This window comes from Streptomyces flaveolus (genome assembly GCF_014648815.1).
Classification (GTDB): Bacteria; Actinomycetota; Actinomycetes; order Streptomycetales; family Streptomycetaceae; genus Streptomyces; species Streptomyces flaveolus.
In genome coordinates this window covers 69,767-83,865 of the sequence record NZ_BMRV01000008.1, presented here as the reverse complement: position 1 = coordinate 83,865, position 14,099 = coordinate 69,767, and the positions used below count along the sequence as shown (strand labels likewise).

The window sequence follows — 14,099 nt, the reverse complement described above, 5'->3', positions numbered from 1 at the left end:
TAGGTGCGGAACGGGATCGGAGAGCCCGGAAAGGGCGAGTCGCCTCAGCGAAGGTAGACGCGGTGGGGGTCCACGTCCTCCCGCAGCAGCCGCAGCTCCGCCGCGGTCGGCGGTTCCACGGTCTCCACGGAGCCGGCCACCTTCAGCTCCCAGCCGGTGGCCTCGCGGACCTGGTCGACCGTCACACCGGGGTGGACGGCGATCAGCCGCAGTTCCTCCCCGATGCCCTCACGGGCCAGGATGCCCAGTTCGGTGATGACCCGGGTGACGCCGACGCCCAGAGGGCGGATGCCCTCCGCCAGCGCCCGGTCCGGGCCGGGTGTGGTGCAGAAGTCCAGGGTCCCGGTGAAGGAACGCGGAGTGTGGCGGCGCATCACCACGAAGACCTCACGGGAGTTGGCCATCACCTCCATCGCGCCGCCGGAGCCCGGCAGCCGCACGTCCGGGCGCTCCCAGTCCCCGATCACGGAGGTGTTGAGGTTGCCCCAGCGGTCGATCTGGGCAGCTCCCAGGAAACCGACGTCGATGTGGCCGCCCTGCAACACGTACCCGAACAGCGCCGGCATCGACAGCACCGCCTCCGCGCCCGAGATGAGGACGGCGTCGGCGATGGTCTCCGGCAGGTGCGACGGGTGCGCGCCGCAGACCCCGGACTCGTACACGACCTCGATCTGCGGCGCGACGGTCAGACGGGCCAGCTCCACGGCGAGCGTCGGCAGCCCGATGCCGGCGAACACCGTCCGGCGGGAGGCCAGCTCACGGGAGGCGACGACGGAGAGCAGCTCCGAGGACGTGACCGCCCCGGGTGCGGTGAGCGTCACGGTCTCGTTCCTTTCCCGCGGCGTGCTCACAGCCGCCGCCCGTAGTTCACCGGTTCGCTGAGCGCCTCGCCGACCGCGAGCCCCGCCCAGAACTCCTCGCCCAGCTTCGCGGCGTACTCGGCGTGGTCGGCCGTTCCGTACACCCACTCGTCCAGCCACTCCCGCAGCCGCTCTGGATCCGCGCTGATGTGCGACCAGGCACGGTAGAAGGCGTTGTCGCGGTCGTAGTAGCCCTGTGCGAAGGACGGGTGCGCGCCGCGCGGGCAGACGACGACGGCGTCGACGGCGTGTGCCGGGATCAGCGTCCGGTTGGGATCCGAGCGGACCACCTCCTCGTCGACGACCTCCTCGACCACGACGATCGCCCTGTCCGCCGCGTACACGGCCTGGGCCTGTACGCCGGTCAGCCCCCAGATCTGGGTGTTGCCCAGGCGGTCCGCCCGCTGGGCGTGGACGATCGTGACATCCGGATTGACCGGCGGGACGACGTAGATCTGCTCGGGTTCGCCGTCCGGCCCGGGATAGGGCGAAGTCACCTTGCGCAGGTCGCCGTTGACGCCCGGCAGGTCGCTGCCGCCGTAGCTGCGCAGCGGGTAGAAGGGGAGCCGCTGCGCACCGGCCAGATAGCGGCAGACCATCCCGTAGTGGCTGTACTCCTCGAAGGTCAGCGGCGCCGGGTCGGCGCGCTCGATCCTGCGCCGCAGCTCACCGAGCGAACCGGCCGAGGAGTTGCCGACGAAGGAGGAGACGAGCCGTGAGACACAGCCGGCGGCGATCATCTGGTCCACCACGATGTCCGCCGTCATCCGTACGACGGTGAGGTCACGGCGACCCTGACGGATGATCTCGTGCCCGGCGGCGGTGGGGATGAGATGGGTGAAGCCTTCGATGCCGACGGTGGCGCCGTCGTGCACGTAGGTGGCGACGGCCTCCCTCATCGACATGACTTTGCCGGCCCCGTCGGCCGTTCGCGTCCGTTCCACGGTGCTCCTCGGCGAGTGCGTGCGGTCGCCCTACCGTGTCAGCGGCTATTGAGTGCTGTCCAATACCAAATTAAGGTCCCATTAGGACGACACCAAGAAGAATGGGTTTCTCCGATGGAACTGCGTCATCTCACGGCGTTCACCGCGGTGGCCGAGGAACTGCACTTCGGCCGGGCCGCCAAGCGGCTGCAGATGGCCCAGCCCCCGCTCAGCCAGCAGATCCGCCAGCTCGAGAAGGAGCTCGGAGTCCAGCTCTTCGAGCGCAACACCCGCTCGGTACGGCTCACCAGTGAGGGGGAGGCCTTCCTCGGACCCGTCCGGGCCGTGCTGGAGGACCTCGACACCGCGGTGCGGGCGGTCAAGGCCGCGGGGCGGGGGGAGTGCGGCCGGGTCACCATCGGCTTCGCCGGTGCCTCCAGCCACGAGACGCTGCCTCGCCTGACCCGGGCGGTGCGGGCCGCCCACCCGGGGCTGGAGCTGGTCATGAAGGGGCAGACGTACGCCAACGTCGCCCTGTCCCGGGTCGCCGACGGATCCCTCGATCTGGGGTTCGTCCGTCTGCCGGTGACCCAGCCGGGGGTGGCCTACCGGGTGATCGACGAGGAGGAGCTGCTGTGCGCTCTGCCCTCCGACCACCGGCTGGCCGGACTCGAGAGCATCCCGATCGCGGTCCTCGCCGACGAACCCTTCGTCTCCTTCCCCGCGAACGCCGGCTCCACGGTGCGCGACGCGATGGTCCAGGTCTGCGAGTCGGCCGGCTTCAACCCGCGGGTGGTGCAGGAGGCCCCCGACTCGTACACGATCCTGGCCCTCGTCGCGGCGGGTGTCGGTGTCACGCTCACCGTCTCCTCCGTCCGGCACATCCAGCAGGGCGGGCTCGTCTACCGGCCTCTGGCCGGCCCGCCGGTCCGGCGGCAGGCCGCGCTCGCCTGGCGCGCCGACAACCCGTCCGCTGCGCTGCGGACCGTGCTCGCGGTGGCCGAGGAGGCCCTGCCGACACCTTCCCCGGCTCATTGAGACGGGCGGCGAATCAATAGGAGGCCAACTCGATATTGGACCGACTAAGTGGTCGGGTGCGAAGGTCGCCCCACACACCCGAGCCGCCGAAAGGTGTTCCGCCGTGCCCGACCCCTCGGACGTCGTCATCTGCGAACCGCTGCGCACCCCGATCGGGCGTTTCGGCGGAGTCTTCGCCCAGCAGACACCCGCGGCGCTCGCCGCACGCGTCGTCGCGGAGGTCGTCGCCCGCACGGGAATCGACCCGAGCGGGGTCGACGAGGTGATCCTCGGACACGCCTACCCCACGTCCGAGGCCCCGGCCATCGGCCGCGTCGCCGCCCTGGACGCAGGACTCCCCGACACCGTCACCGGCCTCCAGACCGACCGCCGCTGCGGCTCGGGACTGCAAGCCGTCCTCGACGCCGCCATGCAGATCCGGGCAGGCTTCAGCGACATCGTCATCGCGGGCGGCGTCGACGTGATGAGCGCCGCCCCCTACTACACGCACGACGGCCGCTGGGGCATCAAGGGCCCCGGCCTCCAGCTCCACGACGCACTGGCCCGCGGCCGGGTCACCGCGGGCGGCGTCCACCACCCCGTCCCCGGCGGCATGATCGAGACCGCGGAGAACCTGCGCCGCGCGTACTCCATCAGCCGCGCCGACCAGGACGCACTCGCCCTGCGCTCCCAGATGCGAGCCGCCCGCGCGATGACGGAGGGGCGCTATGACGCGGAGACGGTGCCCGTCACCGTACGCACCCGTAAGGGCGAGACGGTGGTGACCGCCGACGAGCATCCCCGCCCCGACACGACCGCCGATCAACTCGCGGCGCTGCGCCCGATCATGGGCAGGGGCGATCCGGAGGCGACCGTCACCGCGGGCAACGCCAGCGGTCAGAACGACGCGGCCGCCGCCTGCCTGGTCACCAGCGCCGCCACCGCCGAGCGGCTCGGCCTCACCCCGCTGGTCCGTCTCGTGTCCTTCGCCCGGGCCGGTGTCCCCGCCGCCACCATGGGCATCGGCCCGGTCCCGGCCACCCACGCCGCCCTCGGCCGCGCCGGGCTCACCCTCGCCGACATCGACCTCATCGAGATCAACGAGGCGTTCGCCGCCCAGGTCCTGGCCTGTACCCGGGAGCTGGGCCTCGGCGAGAAGGACCACGAGCAGCGCATCAACATCAACGGCTCCGGAATCTCGCTCGGCCACCCGGTCGGCGCCACCGGTGCCCGCATCCTCGCCACCCTCGCCCACGAAATGCACCGCAGCCGGGCCCGCTACGGCCTGGAGACCATGTGCATCGGCGGCGGTCAGGGCCTCGCCGCGGTCTTCGAGCGCGTCACCGCCTGAGGACACCCCACCACCGCCGTCCCCCTTCCGCGCCGCCGTCCCCGTACCACTCGCGCGGCGCAGGACGTCCCGGGCGACACCCGGTCAGTCATCCCCGTCCGCTCGACGAACCATGTTCACAGGGAGCCACCCATGAGTGCGTCCACCGCCACCGCACGCGAGAAGACGAAAGCCGCCAACCGCGCCGGGATCGGAGCCTTCATCGGCTCGACCATCGAGTGGTTCGACTTCTACATCTACGGCACCGCGGCGGCTCTCGTCTTCGACAAGGTGTTCTTCCCCGAACTCGAAGGCGCCGTGGGCACCCTGGTCGCCTTCGCCACCTTCTGGGTCGGCTTCCTCGCCCGCCCCATCGGCGGCATCGTCTTCGGCCACTACGGCGACCGCCTCGGCCGCAAGAAGACCCTCGTCATCACCCTGCTGATGATGGGCCTCTCCACCACCGCGATCGGTCTGCTCCCGGGCTACGGGTCCATCGGCATCGCCGCCCCGGTCCTCCTGGTCTGCATCCGCATGATCCAGGGCATCGGCCTCGGCGGTGAATGGGGCGGCTCCGTGCTGATCGCCTCCGAACACGCCCCCAAGGGCAAATCGGTCCTGTACGGGGCGTTCGCCCAGCAGGGATCACCCGTCGGCAACACCCTGTCCACCCTGAGCTTCCTGGCCATCAGCCAACTGCCCGACGACGCCTTCGTCGCCTGGGGCTGGCGGGTGCCCTTCCTCGCCTCCGCCGCGCTCGTCATGGTCGGTCTGCTGGTCCGGCTGAAGGTCGCCGAGTCCCCGGCCATGGCCAAGCTCATCGAGAAGAAGGAAGTCGTCAGGCTTCCGCTCTCCGAGGTGCTGCGCAGCCACCCCATGCTGATCGTCCTCGGCATCGGCGCCTGCACCATCGGCCTCTCGGCGACCTACTTCAAGTCGACGTTCGCCCTGTCCTGGGCCACCAGCTCGCTCGGATTCGACCGCAGTTCGTTCCTCACGATCATCCTGGTCGCCAACATCACCCAGATCGTCGTCCAGCCCTTCGGCGCGGTGATGGCCACCAGGATGAAGAGCTGGTCCCGCGCCGTGCTCGTGATGCTGGTGCCCGAACTGGTCCTGATGCCCCTGATGTTCGTCCTCATCGGCACCGAGAACTACGGTCTCGCGATGCTCGGTGTCTCCGTCGCCACCATCCCGCACTGCCTGTACTACGCCGCCCTCGCCGGCATGCTCGCCAGCCGCTTCCCCGCCCACCTGCGCTACACCGGTATCTCGCTCTGCTACCAGCTGTGCGGCACGCTGCTGGGCGGTACGACGCCGATCGTCGGCCAGTTCCTGCTCAACCGGACCGGCTCCGTCACCGCGGTCATCGCCTACGCCGTCTTCCAGGTGGCGCTCACCCTGGGCTGCATGCTCCTGCTGCTCAGGCGCCCCGACCACGACGAGCAGGCCGCCGGCCCCGCCGTCGCCGACTCCCGCACCGCCCCCGTCGGCGCCTGACCGTCCCCCACTCGCAGAACGGAGTACCGCCCATGCCCCTGATCGTGCACGGCATCCCGGAGATCCTCGCCCTCGGCGGACGCGACCTCGGGCACTCGGACTGGAAAGAGGTCACCCAGGAACTCATCGACGCCTACGCCTACGTCTCCGGGGACCACCAGTGGATCCACACCGACGTGGCGCGCGCCTCGGACGGCCCGTACGGGCGCACCATCGCACACGGTTACATGGTCCTGAGCTGGGGCATCCCCATGTTCGGCGAGCTGCTCCAGGTGACCGGGGTGGGGCGCGCACTCAACTACGGGGTCAACCGGGTCAGGTATCCGGCACCCGTCCCCGTCGGCAGCCGCGTCCGGCTGCACGCCTCGGTCGGTGAGGTGAAGGAGGTCGCCCGGGGCGGGGTGCAGATGACGCGGGCCTTCACCTTCGAACTGGAGGGGTCACGGAAACCGGCCTGTGTCGCGGAGTCACTGACCCACTTCTATCCCTGAGCGGGCCGGCGGCCGGCGCCCGTACGCCGACCCAACTCCTCGAAGGAGGACGGCACCGCCCCCGAGCAGAAGGCCCGCCTCCTGCACTACCAGGGACCTGCCGGCTGCACCCGGTGCAGACCGCCGGAGCGGACCGGGGAACGGGAGGGGGCGATGACTTTCGGTCTCGTCGCGACTGCCTCACTGGTCACGGCCATGCGTTCATTCATCGACGGCAGTGCGGCCTGGTGGCAGGAGTGGGACGTGCCGCTTCATCCGACGGTAGCCTCACTGCATCCGCAGGTTCATCCGTCCAGATGTGTCCCGACGCCCCGGGGTGTGAAATCAACTCGGCTCTTTGACATGCTCGTTCATCGGAAACTGTGTCTCACGAGAGGCATGGAAAACCGATGCCGCGAGTTGCTGGAACTTGCCGCAACCTTTTTCCCGACTCGGGTCGGCCTCCGTACTCTGAGGGTGTTCGTTCAGTAAGTGAAGGGGAGCACTCTGATGAAGCGGTTTGTGCGTTCAACTTTCTTGGCTTGCTCGGTGGTTCTGACCGTAGCCGCACCCTCCACGGCGGCCCACGCCGAACCTCAGGAGAGTGCGGGAACCCAGACCCCCGTGCCCGCGTGCCTGACGTACAGCCCTGGGTGGCGCTACACGTTCGTGATGAACGACTGCTCCACCGCCCACAGGGCGAAGGTCCTGTACGGCGACGGAACGGACGTCCCCTGTCAGGAGGTGGCCCCGGGAAACCGGTTCACCTTCCCGGGGTACGGAACCACCGGGAACACGGTCGAGGGCATCGTCCTGTGTGACCAAGCCGACGATGCCTGACCGCACGGTGGAACGGTGCGGCTTCGACACCACCCGGGCAGCCGCCAACTTCTACGCGCACCGCAACACCGTCGAACGGCGGGTCTCACGCGCCAACGAGCTCTAGGCCGTCAAGGAGGACAACCCGACCCACGTGGCGGCGGCCCTCCTGCTCCTGGACCTCGCGCCTGACATCGTGGCGACCGCTCCGAGCTGAGCTCACGTCACGGGGCGCGTGCACGAGCTTCCCGAACCAGTGAACTGCCGGGAGAGCGAGCAAGCCGGCTTCGGGCGCGTGTCGCGAGAGCGCGATAGGCGCACAGTGCTACGGCGAGCTGGGCAGGTGCGGGCTGCGGAGCACGAGCAGGGTGATCTCGCTGGGCGCGAAGACGCGGAACGGCGGGCCCCAGAAGCCGGTGCCGCGGCTGGTGTAGAGGAGGGTGCGGGTGCCGTGGCGGCTGAGGCCGGCGAGGGCGGGCTGGTCGAGGCGGACCAGATGGTGGAAGGGCCAGATCTGGCCGCCGTGGGTGTGGCCCGACAGCTGGAGGTCGATGCCGGCGGCTGCCGCCCGGTCGACGAACTTGGGCTGGTGTGCCAGGAGCAGGACGGGCAGGTCCGGGTCGGCGCCGTCCAGGGCTCCGGCAAGGTGGGCCCGGTGGCCTGTCAGACCGGAGGACTCGGCGGTGACGTCGTCCACGCCGGCGACCACGAGGGTGTCGCCTCCGCGTTCGAGCAGCAGGTGGCGGTTGCGCAGCGGCTCCCAGCCCAGCTCGTCCATCAGGTCCACCCAGCCCTGGGCCTCGCTGTAGTACTCGTGGTTGCCGGTGACGTAGACCCGGGCATGGGTGGCCCGCACGGTACCGAGCGGGGCGGCCTGGGCGCGGCGGCGTTCGGCCGTGCCGTCCGCGATGTCCCCGGTGTGGCACACGAGGTCGGCGTCGAGGGTGTTCACGCTCTCGCACACGCGTGCCGACCAGCGGGCGCGATCGATCGGCCCGTAGTGGGTGTCGGTGACAAGAACGACCCGCAGGCCGTCCAACCCGGCCCCCAGCCGCGGAAGTCGCACGTCGAGCCGACGCACGCGTGGCACCCGGCGGGCCTCGCCGTACCCCCAGATGAGCAGCACAACGGTCACGCCGAGGACGGCCCAGGTGACGATCCTGGCCCGGTCCTGGCTCTCGCCGACGCCGGTCACGGCCAGGACGAGCCGCAGGAAGACGCCGAGCAGAACGGACCAGGTGAACAGTACCCAGCTGGTGCCCAGCAGGGTGTCACCGACGATCGCCGCCCGGTCCTGCTGGCGCCGGCCGTGACCGCGCACCATCGCGAGTGGCATACCGACCAGGCCGAGGGCGAACAGCGCGGTGCCGGCCAGCGTGACGGGCAGCGGCCAGTGCTGGCCTGTGTGCAGGAGCACCCAGCAGGGGACAGCCCACAGCAGGACGGGGGCGATCAGGGGGATGTAGCGCATCAGGCGGTGCAGTCGGCTCGGCCGCGGGGCTTGCGCTCCACCCTCGGCGGGCCGAGTGCTGCTGGTGTCGGTCACGCTTCCCCTCCCCGACCGGGCTGCCGTCTCGCGCACTGTACCCGGTCGGCTTCGGGCCGGCAGGACCGGCGTTCATGGACGCGGCCCCTTCTGGGCAGTGACCCGCCCCATGCCCCTCAGGCTCCTGCTGCACCGTCGACTACGTGTACTTCGCCCTTTCGGTCATGACGACGTTCGGTACGACGGACGTCACGGTGCTGTCGAGGGAGATGCGCCGGACGGTGGCGGCCAACGCGACGATCGCGTTCGTCTTCAACACGGTGATCGTGGCCGGCATGGTCGCAGCCTGGACAGTGGGCAGGGCGTCTGACAGGTGCCGTCGGTCCTCGGGCGATGGTGGGGCGGTGACCGGTTCGTCCGCGCGTGCGGAGCGAACCCGCCACCGCCCCCGCCGCTCAGGGGGTGAGCACGAGGCGGATCGGGTCCCCGATCTTCTTCTCCAGGCGGGCGACGGCGTCCGCGGCTTCCGCCAGCGGGACGTGGGCGCTGACGGAGGGACCGAGGTCGATCCGTCCGGCGGCGGCCAGTCCGACGAGCTGTTCCACGTGCTCCGGCTCGGAGCCGTAGTGTCCGCGGACCTGGTTGACGTTGAAGCAGAAGCCGATGCTGTCGGCGATCGCGACCGGCTCCGGGGTGAGTCCGGCGAGGACGAGCGAACCGAAGGGACCCAGGACCGACGCGGCCTGGGCACGGGCGGAGCCCACGCCGGCGAAGTCGAACGCGACATCGAGGCCGCGCCCGGCCGTCGCCTCCCGCACCGCCTCCGCGAAGTCCGGGGCGAGGGGGTCGAGGGCGACGTCCGCGCCGAAGAGGAGGGCCCGCTCGCGGGCCGAGGGCAGCGGGTCGATCGCGAGGATCGGGGCCGCGCCGACCATCCGGGCGAGCCGCACGGCGTGGGCGCCGAGGCCACCCGCGCCCCAGATGCCGACCGACTGGGCGGGGCGGACCGCGCCGGTGCCCACGATCGCGGCGTACGGGGTGGAGACCGCGTCGGGGATGATCGCGGCCTGGTCGAAGGGCAGGCCGTCCGGGATGGGCAGCAGCGTGTGCTCGCGGGCGATCGTGTACTGCGCCCAGCCGCCGTCGTAGTCGAGGCCGCGGGTGAGCGGGCGGTGGCACATCATCCGTCGCAGGCAGCCGGGGCAGTCGCCGCATGCCTCGCCGGCCTGGAGGACCACGCGCTGTCCGGGCGTCCAGTCGCCCTTCACGTCCTGGCCGAGGGTGTGGACGACTCCGGCGACCTCGTGGCCGAGGGTGACGGCGCCCGCCTTCGTGACGGCGTCGGTGGGGAAGAAGGGGCTCAGGCTGCCGTCGATCAGATGGATGTCGGACAGGCAGACGCCGGCGGCCCGCACCTCCACGAGGACTTCACCCGGGCCTGGAACCGGGATCGGAACCTCTTCGACGGCGAAGGTGCGGGTGTCCAGGCGCAGCCGCCCGGCCAGCATGGTGTTCATGCGGAAACCTCGATGTGCTCGGTGGAAGAAGCGCGCGCCTAGCTCAGGCGCTTGACATGGTCGACTGACCATGTCGTTTAACCGTGTCTACTGACGATGTCATCTGTCAAGCCGCTCCCGCCGGACGTGCGCGGGGCCTTCCGAGTTCCGCACCATGACTGTGTCATTCAATACAGTCATGCGACATGTTCACTCGACAAAGTCGTATGTATGTTGGCTGGTGACTGCTGGAGTGCAACGAAAGGCACGCTCATGACTCAGGTGTCCGTAGGCGCGGCGCGGGCGATCCCCGAGCGCCCCCCGCTGCCCCTCGTAGGCCACGCGTTCAACGTTCCGGCGGGCGCGGACTTCCTGGCCTACCTGCTGAAGGAGTTCAGGGAATTCGGGCCCGTGTACCGGCTGCGGCTCTTCGGGAGGGACACCGTCATGGTCGGCGGTCTGGACCTCGTGACCGAGCTGTCGGACGAGACCCGCTTCCGCAAGCACGTGCACGCCGACCTGGTCGAGGTCCGGGCTCTGGCCGGGGACGGCCTGTTCACCGCCTACAACCACGAGCCGAACTGGCGCAAGGCCCACGACATCCTGATGCCCGCGTTCTCGCTCGGCTCGATGCGCAGCTACCACGCCCCCATGCTCCAGGTCGCCCGGTCGCTGATCGGCAAGTGGGACCGGCTGGCCGGGGTGCAGACGGTGGACGTGCCCGATGAGATGACCCGGCTGACCTTCGACACGATCGGCCTGTGCGGCTTCGGCTACGACTTCCAGTCCTTCCGCCGCGACGACCTGCACCCGTTCGTCGAGGCGATGGCCCGGGCCCTCGTCTTCGCCCAGGAGAAGGGCGAGTCCATCCCGGGCTCCGAACTGTTCAAGAGGAAGAAGGTCGAGCAGTTCCGCGCGGACGTCGACCTGATGACGGACCTCGTCGACGACGTGATCAGGGAGCGTCGCGCCTCCGGCGACACCAGCACGGACGACCTGATGGGGCTGATGCTGCACACGAAGGACCCCGTCACCGGCGAGCCGCTGGACGACGTCAACATCCGGCACCAGGTGATCACCTTCCTGATCGCCGGCCACGAGACCACCAGCAGCGCGCTCTCCTTCGCCCTCTATTACCTGACCAAGCACCCGGAGGTCCTCGCCCGGGCCCAGGCCGAGGTGGACGCCTTGTGGGGCGACACCGAATCCCCGGACCCCCAGTACGGCGACATCGGCAAGCTCACCTATATCCGCCAGGTGCTCAACGAGAGCCTTCGACTGTGGCCGACGGCGCCCGCGTACGCCGTCGAGCCGATCGAGGACACCGTCATCGGCGGCAAGTACCCCGTGCGCAAGGGCGAGTCGCTGATGGTGATCGCCTCGGCCCTGCACCGCGACGCGGCCTGGGGGGAGAACGTCGAGCTGTTCGATCCCGAGCGCTTCACTCCCGAGCGGGAGGCGGCCCGTTCGGTCCACGCCTTCAAGCCGTTCGGCAGCGGTGAGCGGGCCTGCATCGGGCGCCAGTTCGCGCTGCACGAGGCCACCCTGCTGCTCGGCCTGCTGGTGCACCGCTATCGGCTGATCGACCACACCGACTACCAGATGAAGATCAAGTCGACGCTGACGATCAAGCCCGACGGGTTCAGCCTGAGGCTCGCCCGCCGCACCAGCGACGAACGGCGCCTGCCCGCCGCCGCGGCGGTGGACGCCGCCGCGGGCCGGGCCGCGGCCGTGACGCGCCGGGCGAGCGGGACCGCGCTGACGCTGCTCCACGGCTCCAACCTCGGCACCTGCGCCGGCATCGCCCGCGACCTCGGCACGGACGGCGAGGAGCACGGCTTCGCCCCGACCGTCACCTCCCTCGACCAGTACACGGAGAGGTTGGCCGGCTCCAAGGGCCCCGTCGTCATCGTCGCCGCTTCCTACAACGGCCGCCCGACCGACGACGCCGCCGAGTTCGTCGCCTCCCTGGAGAACCTCGCCCCCGGCTCGCTCACCGGGCTGCGCTACGCCGTCCTCGGTGTCGGCGACCGCAACTGGGCCGCCACGTACCAGCGGATCCCCACCCTGATCGACGAGCGTCTGACCGCCGCCGGCGCCGTTCCGCTCCTGGAGCGCGGCAGCGCCGACGCCTCCGGCGACTTCGGCGGAGCGGTCGACCAGTGGACGGAAGACCTGTGGAAGGCGCTCCTGGAGGAGTACGGCGAGGCGACCGCCGGTGAAGCGGTCGGCCCCGCGCCTGAGGCGGAAGGGGAAGGACTGTACGAGCTGGAGGACACCTCGGAGTCGGTCCTCGGCGGTCTCGCCGAACGGCACGGCGTCCAGCCGATGGAGGTCCTCGAAGCGTACGAACTCGTCGACACCGACCACGAACTGGGCCGCTCCAAGCGGTTCCTGCGGCTCCGGCTGCCCGAGGGCGTCACCTATCGCACCGCCGACCACCTGGCCGTCCTGCCCAGTAACCCCGAGGCCCTCGTCCAGCGCGTCGCCGACCGCTTCGGCCTCGACCTGGACCGCACCGTCCGACTGCGCGCCCGCCGCCGGAGCCGGGGTGCCCTGCCCGTGGACCGGCCGCTGACCCTGCGCCGCCTGCTCACCGACTTCGTCGAGCTCCAGGACGCGGCCACCCAGGAGCAGGTCGCCGTGCTCGCCGAGCACACCGACTGCCCGCCCGAGAAGCAGCCGCTCACCGCCCTCGCCAGCGCCGATCCCGAGACCTTCCGGGAGCAGGTGAGCGTCGCGGGGCTCAGTGTCCTGGACCTCCTGGAGCGCTACCGCGCGTGCGAGCTGCCCTTCGAGCGCTTCCTGGAACTGCTGCCGGTCCTGCGTCCCCGGCACTACTCGATCTCGTCGTCCGCCGCGGCCCGGCCCGGCGAGGCCGACCTGATGGTGTCGCTGCTCGCAGCGCCCCACAGGGCGGGCGAGGGCACCTTCCGGGGCATCGCCTCGCACTTCCTGCAGACCGTGGACGCGGGCGACGTGATCCAGGCCCGGGTCCTGCCGTGCAGCGAGTCCTTCCGCCTCCCCGAGGACACCTCCGTACCGGTGATCCTGGTCAGCGCGGGCACCGGACTCGCGCCCTTCCGCGGAGCCGTCCTGGACCGCCACCACACGGGCTCGACCGGCACCCTGCTCTGCTACTTCGGCTGCGACCACCCCGACGTGGACTTCCTGCACCGGGAGGAGTTCGAGGCGGCGGAGGCGGCCGGCGCCGTCAGCATGCGCCCCACCTTCATGCACGCGCCCGAGGACGGCGTCCGTTTCGTCCAGGAGCGCATCGCCCGCGAGAGCGAGGAGGTGTGGTCGGTCCTGGAGGCCGGCGGACGCGTCTACGTCTGCGGCGACGGCCGCCGCATGGCCCCCGCCGTACGGGAGGCGTTCATGGCGGTCCACCGCGAGCGGACCGGCGCGAGCGACGAGCAGGCCGTGGCGTGGCTGGCGGAGCTCGTCGCGTCCGGACGCTACGTCGAGGACGTCTGGGCCGGCTGATTCTCGCAAGGAGGAAGAATCGGTTGTGGGCGCACCTGGAAGGGTGCGCCCACAACCGTTCTCGCGTCGTGTCAGGCCGTCGGTACGTCCGGAAGGTCGAGGTCCCCCTTGGCCAGCGCCACGGTTGCGGCCACGAGCGCCCTGAGCCCCGTCCGCTCGGTGGCGTCGTCCGGCAGGGTCTGGAGGACCTGCATGGTGAGTCCGTCGAAGCCGGAGAGGAAGAACCGGGCCACCGTCTCGGGGGACTCCGCCAGTTCCTGCCCTGCCCTCTCGGCCGTCTCCGTGATCACCTGGGCGGTCACCTCTATGACCCGCCGGTAGTGGCTCTGCCGGGCCTCGTTGAGGCCGGGCATGCGCAGGGCGAACATGGTCAGTTCGCTGAGCAACTGGTGGTGCGACGTCGGCTCGCGCACGGTGCCCCACAGGGCACCCGCCAGGGCGCTGAAGGTCTCCTCGAAGCCCGCATGCTCCGGCGCCTCCCGCTGCACCTGCGCGACCAGCTCGTCGGTGATCTGGTCCATGACAGCTCGGTACAGGCCCTCCTTCGTGCCGAAGGTGTAATGGACGGTGGCCTGCGCGACGCCGAGCTCCGCGGCGATGGCGCGAGTGCTCCCCGCGGCGACGCCCTCCCGGGTCATGAGGTCGATGGCCGCCTTGATCAATTGGGGGCGGCGCTCCGCCGCGGAAACATGAGCCATGCGTTCACTAT

Annotated in this window: 12 protein-coding genes and 1 pseudogene; 8 read left to right on the top strand and 5 right to left on the bottom strand. The window is 70.5% G+C overall.

What is annotated here, in order from left to right; translation table 11 throughout:
• Positions 1-44: 44 nt before the first annotated feature.
• The gene (locus IEZ05_RS19850) at positions 45-821 is read right to left on the bottom strand and encodes a CoA-transferase subunit beta (RefSeq protein WP_189231511.1); all 777 of its coding nucleotides are present in this window, start codon (positions 819-821) and stop codon (positions 45-47) included.
• Between the two features lie 26 nt (positions 822-847).
• Complete coding sequence (locus IEZ05_RS19845; protein ID WP_189231740.1) at positions 848-1,765, bottom strand: CoA transferase subunit A; 918 nt, start codon at positions 1,763-1,765, stop codon at positions 848-850.
• 153 nt (positions 1,766-1,918) lie between these two features.
• Between IEZ05_RS19845 and IEZ05_RS19840 the strand changes: the two genes are divergently transcribed.
• The 6 genes from IEZ05_RS19840 to IEZ05_RS36375 all read left to right on the top strand — a co-directional run bounded on the left by IEZ05_RS19840 (position 1,919) and on the right by IEZ05_RS36375 (position 7,046).
• On the top strand, positions 1,919-2,821 hold the full coding sequence (locus tag IEZ05_RS19840; RefSeq protein WP_189231510.1) for a LysR family transcriptional regulator: 903 nt from the start codon (positions 1,919-1,921) through the stop codon (positions 2,819-2,821).
• Between the two features lie 103 nt (positions 2,822-2,924).
• The gene (locus tag IEZ05_RS19835; RefSeq protein ID WP_189231509.1) at positions 2,925-4,151 is read left to right on the top strand and encodes an acetyl-CoA C-acetyltransferase; all 1,227 of its coding nucleotides are present in this window, start codon (positions 2,925-2,927) and stop codon (positions 4,149-4,151) included.
• Between the two features lie 132 nt (positions 4,152-4,283).
• Complete coding sequence (locus IEZ05_RS19830; RefSeq protein WP_189231508.1) at positions 4,284-5,630, top strand: MFS transporter; 1,347 nt, start codon at positions 4,284-4,286, stop codon at positions 5,628-5,630.
• A 32-nt stretch (positions 5,631-5,662) separates the two neighbouring features.
• On the top strand, positions 5,663-6,121 hold the full coding sequence (locus IEZ05_RS19825; protein WP_189231507.1) for a MaoC family dehydratase: 459 nt from the start codon (positions 5,663-5,665) through the stop codon (positions 6,119-6,121).
• A 489-nt stretch (positions 6,122-6,610) separates the two neighbouring features.
• Positions 6,611-6,940 (top strand): alpha-amylase, encoded by a 330-nt coding sequence (locus IEZ05_RS36815; RefSeq protein WP_189231506.1) that lies wholly within the window; start codon positions 6,611-6,613, stop codon positions 6,938-6,940.
• Positions 6,933-7,046 (top strand): helix-turn-helix domain-containing protein, encoded by a 114-nt coding sequence (locus IEZ05_RS36375; RefSeq protein WP_229869769.1) that lies wholly within the window; start codon positions 6,933-6,935, stop codon positions 7,044-7,046. The genes IEZ05_RS36815 and IEZ05_RS36375 overlap by 8 nt, the downstream gene beginning before the upstream one ends.
• A gap of 198 nt (positions 7,047-7,244) precedes the next feature.
• Here the strand turns inward: IEZ05_RS36375 and IEZ05_RS19810 are convergent, their stop codons facing one another.
• Positions 7,245-8,465 (bottom strand): metallophosphoesterase, encoded by a 1,221-nt coding sequence (locus IEZ05_RS19810; protein WP_189231505.1) that lies wholly within the window; start codon positions 8,463-8,465, stop codon positions 7,245-7,247.
• 134 nt (positions 8,466-8,599) lie between these two features.
• On the opposite strand from IEZ05_RS19810, the pseudogene IEZ05_RS19805 reads away from it, so the two are divergent.
• Positions 8,600-8,752: pseudogene (locus IEZ05_RS19805) on the top strand (DUF1345 domain-containing protein); the annotation flags it as partial.
• A gap of 108 nt (positions 8,753-8,860) precedes the next feature.
• On the opposite strand, the gene IEZ05_RS19800 reads toward IEZ05_RS19805, so the two are convergent.
• Positions 8,861-9,922, bottom strand: coding sequence for a zinc-binding dehydrogenase (locus IEZ05_RS19800; protein WP_189231504.1), 1,062 nt, complete (start codon positions 9,920-9,922; stop codon positions 8,861-8,863).
• Between the two features lie 252 nt (positions 9,923-10,174).
• Here IEZ05_RS19800 and IEZ05_RS19795 point away from each other — a divergent pair, with 252 nt between their 5' ends.
• Complete coding sequence (locus IEZ05_RS19795) at positions 10,175-13,390, top strand: bifunctional cytochrome P450/NADPH--P450 reductase (protein WP_189231503.1); 3,216 nt, start codon at positions 10,175-10,177, stop codon at positions 13,388-13,390.
• Between the two features lie 71 nt (positions 13,391-13,461).
• Here the strand turns inward: IEZ05_RS19795 and IEZ05_RS19790 are convergent, their stop codons facing one another.
• Positions 13,462-14,088, bottom strand: a complete 627-nt coding sequence (locus IEZ05_RS19790; protein ID WP_189231502.1) for a TetR/AcrR family transcriptional regulator — start codon at positions 14,086-14,088, stop codon at positions 13,462-13,464.
• Positions 14,089-14,099: the final 11 nt, after the last annotated feature.

Bases quoted from the DNA above. Each gene is read 5' to 3' on its own strand.
- IEZ05_RS19845 (WP_189231740.1), bottom strand. From the start codon at position 1,765: ATGTCGATGAGGGAGGCCGTCGCCACCTACGTGCACGACGGCGCCACC.
- IEZ05_RS19840 (WP_189231510.1), top strand. From the start codon at position 1,919: ATGGAACTGCGTCATCTCACGGCGTTCACCGCGGTGGCCGAGGAACTG.
- IEZ05_RS19830 (WP_189231508.1), top strand. From the start codon at position 4,284: ATGAGTGCGTCCACCGCCACCGCACGCGAGAAGACGAAAGCCGCCAAC.
- IEZ05_RS19825 (WP_189231507.1), top strand. From the start codon at position 5,663: ATGCCCCTGATCGTGCACGGCATCCCGGAGATCCTCGCCCTCGGCGGA.
- IEZ05_RS36815 (WP_189231506.1), top strand. From the start codon at position 6,611: ATGAAGCGGTTTGTGCGTTCAACTTTCTTGGCTTGCTCGGTGGTTCTG.
- IEZ05_RS36375 (WP_229869769.1), top strand. From the start codon at position 6,933: ATGCCTGACCGCACGGTGGAACGGTGCGGCTTCGACACCACCCGGGCA.
- IEZ05_RS19800 (WP_189231504.1), bottom strand. From the start codon at position 9,922: ATGAACACCATGCTGGCCGGGCGGCTGCGCCTGGACACCCGCACCTTC.
- IEZ05_RS19795 (WP_189231503.1), top strand. From the start codon at position 10,175: ATGACTCAGGTGTCCGTAGGCGCGGCGCGGGCGATCCCCGAGCGCCCC.
- IEZ05_RS19790 (WP_189231502.1), bottom strand. From the start codon at position 14,088: ATGGCTCATGTTTCCGCGGCGGAGCGCCGCCCCCAATTGATCAAGGCG.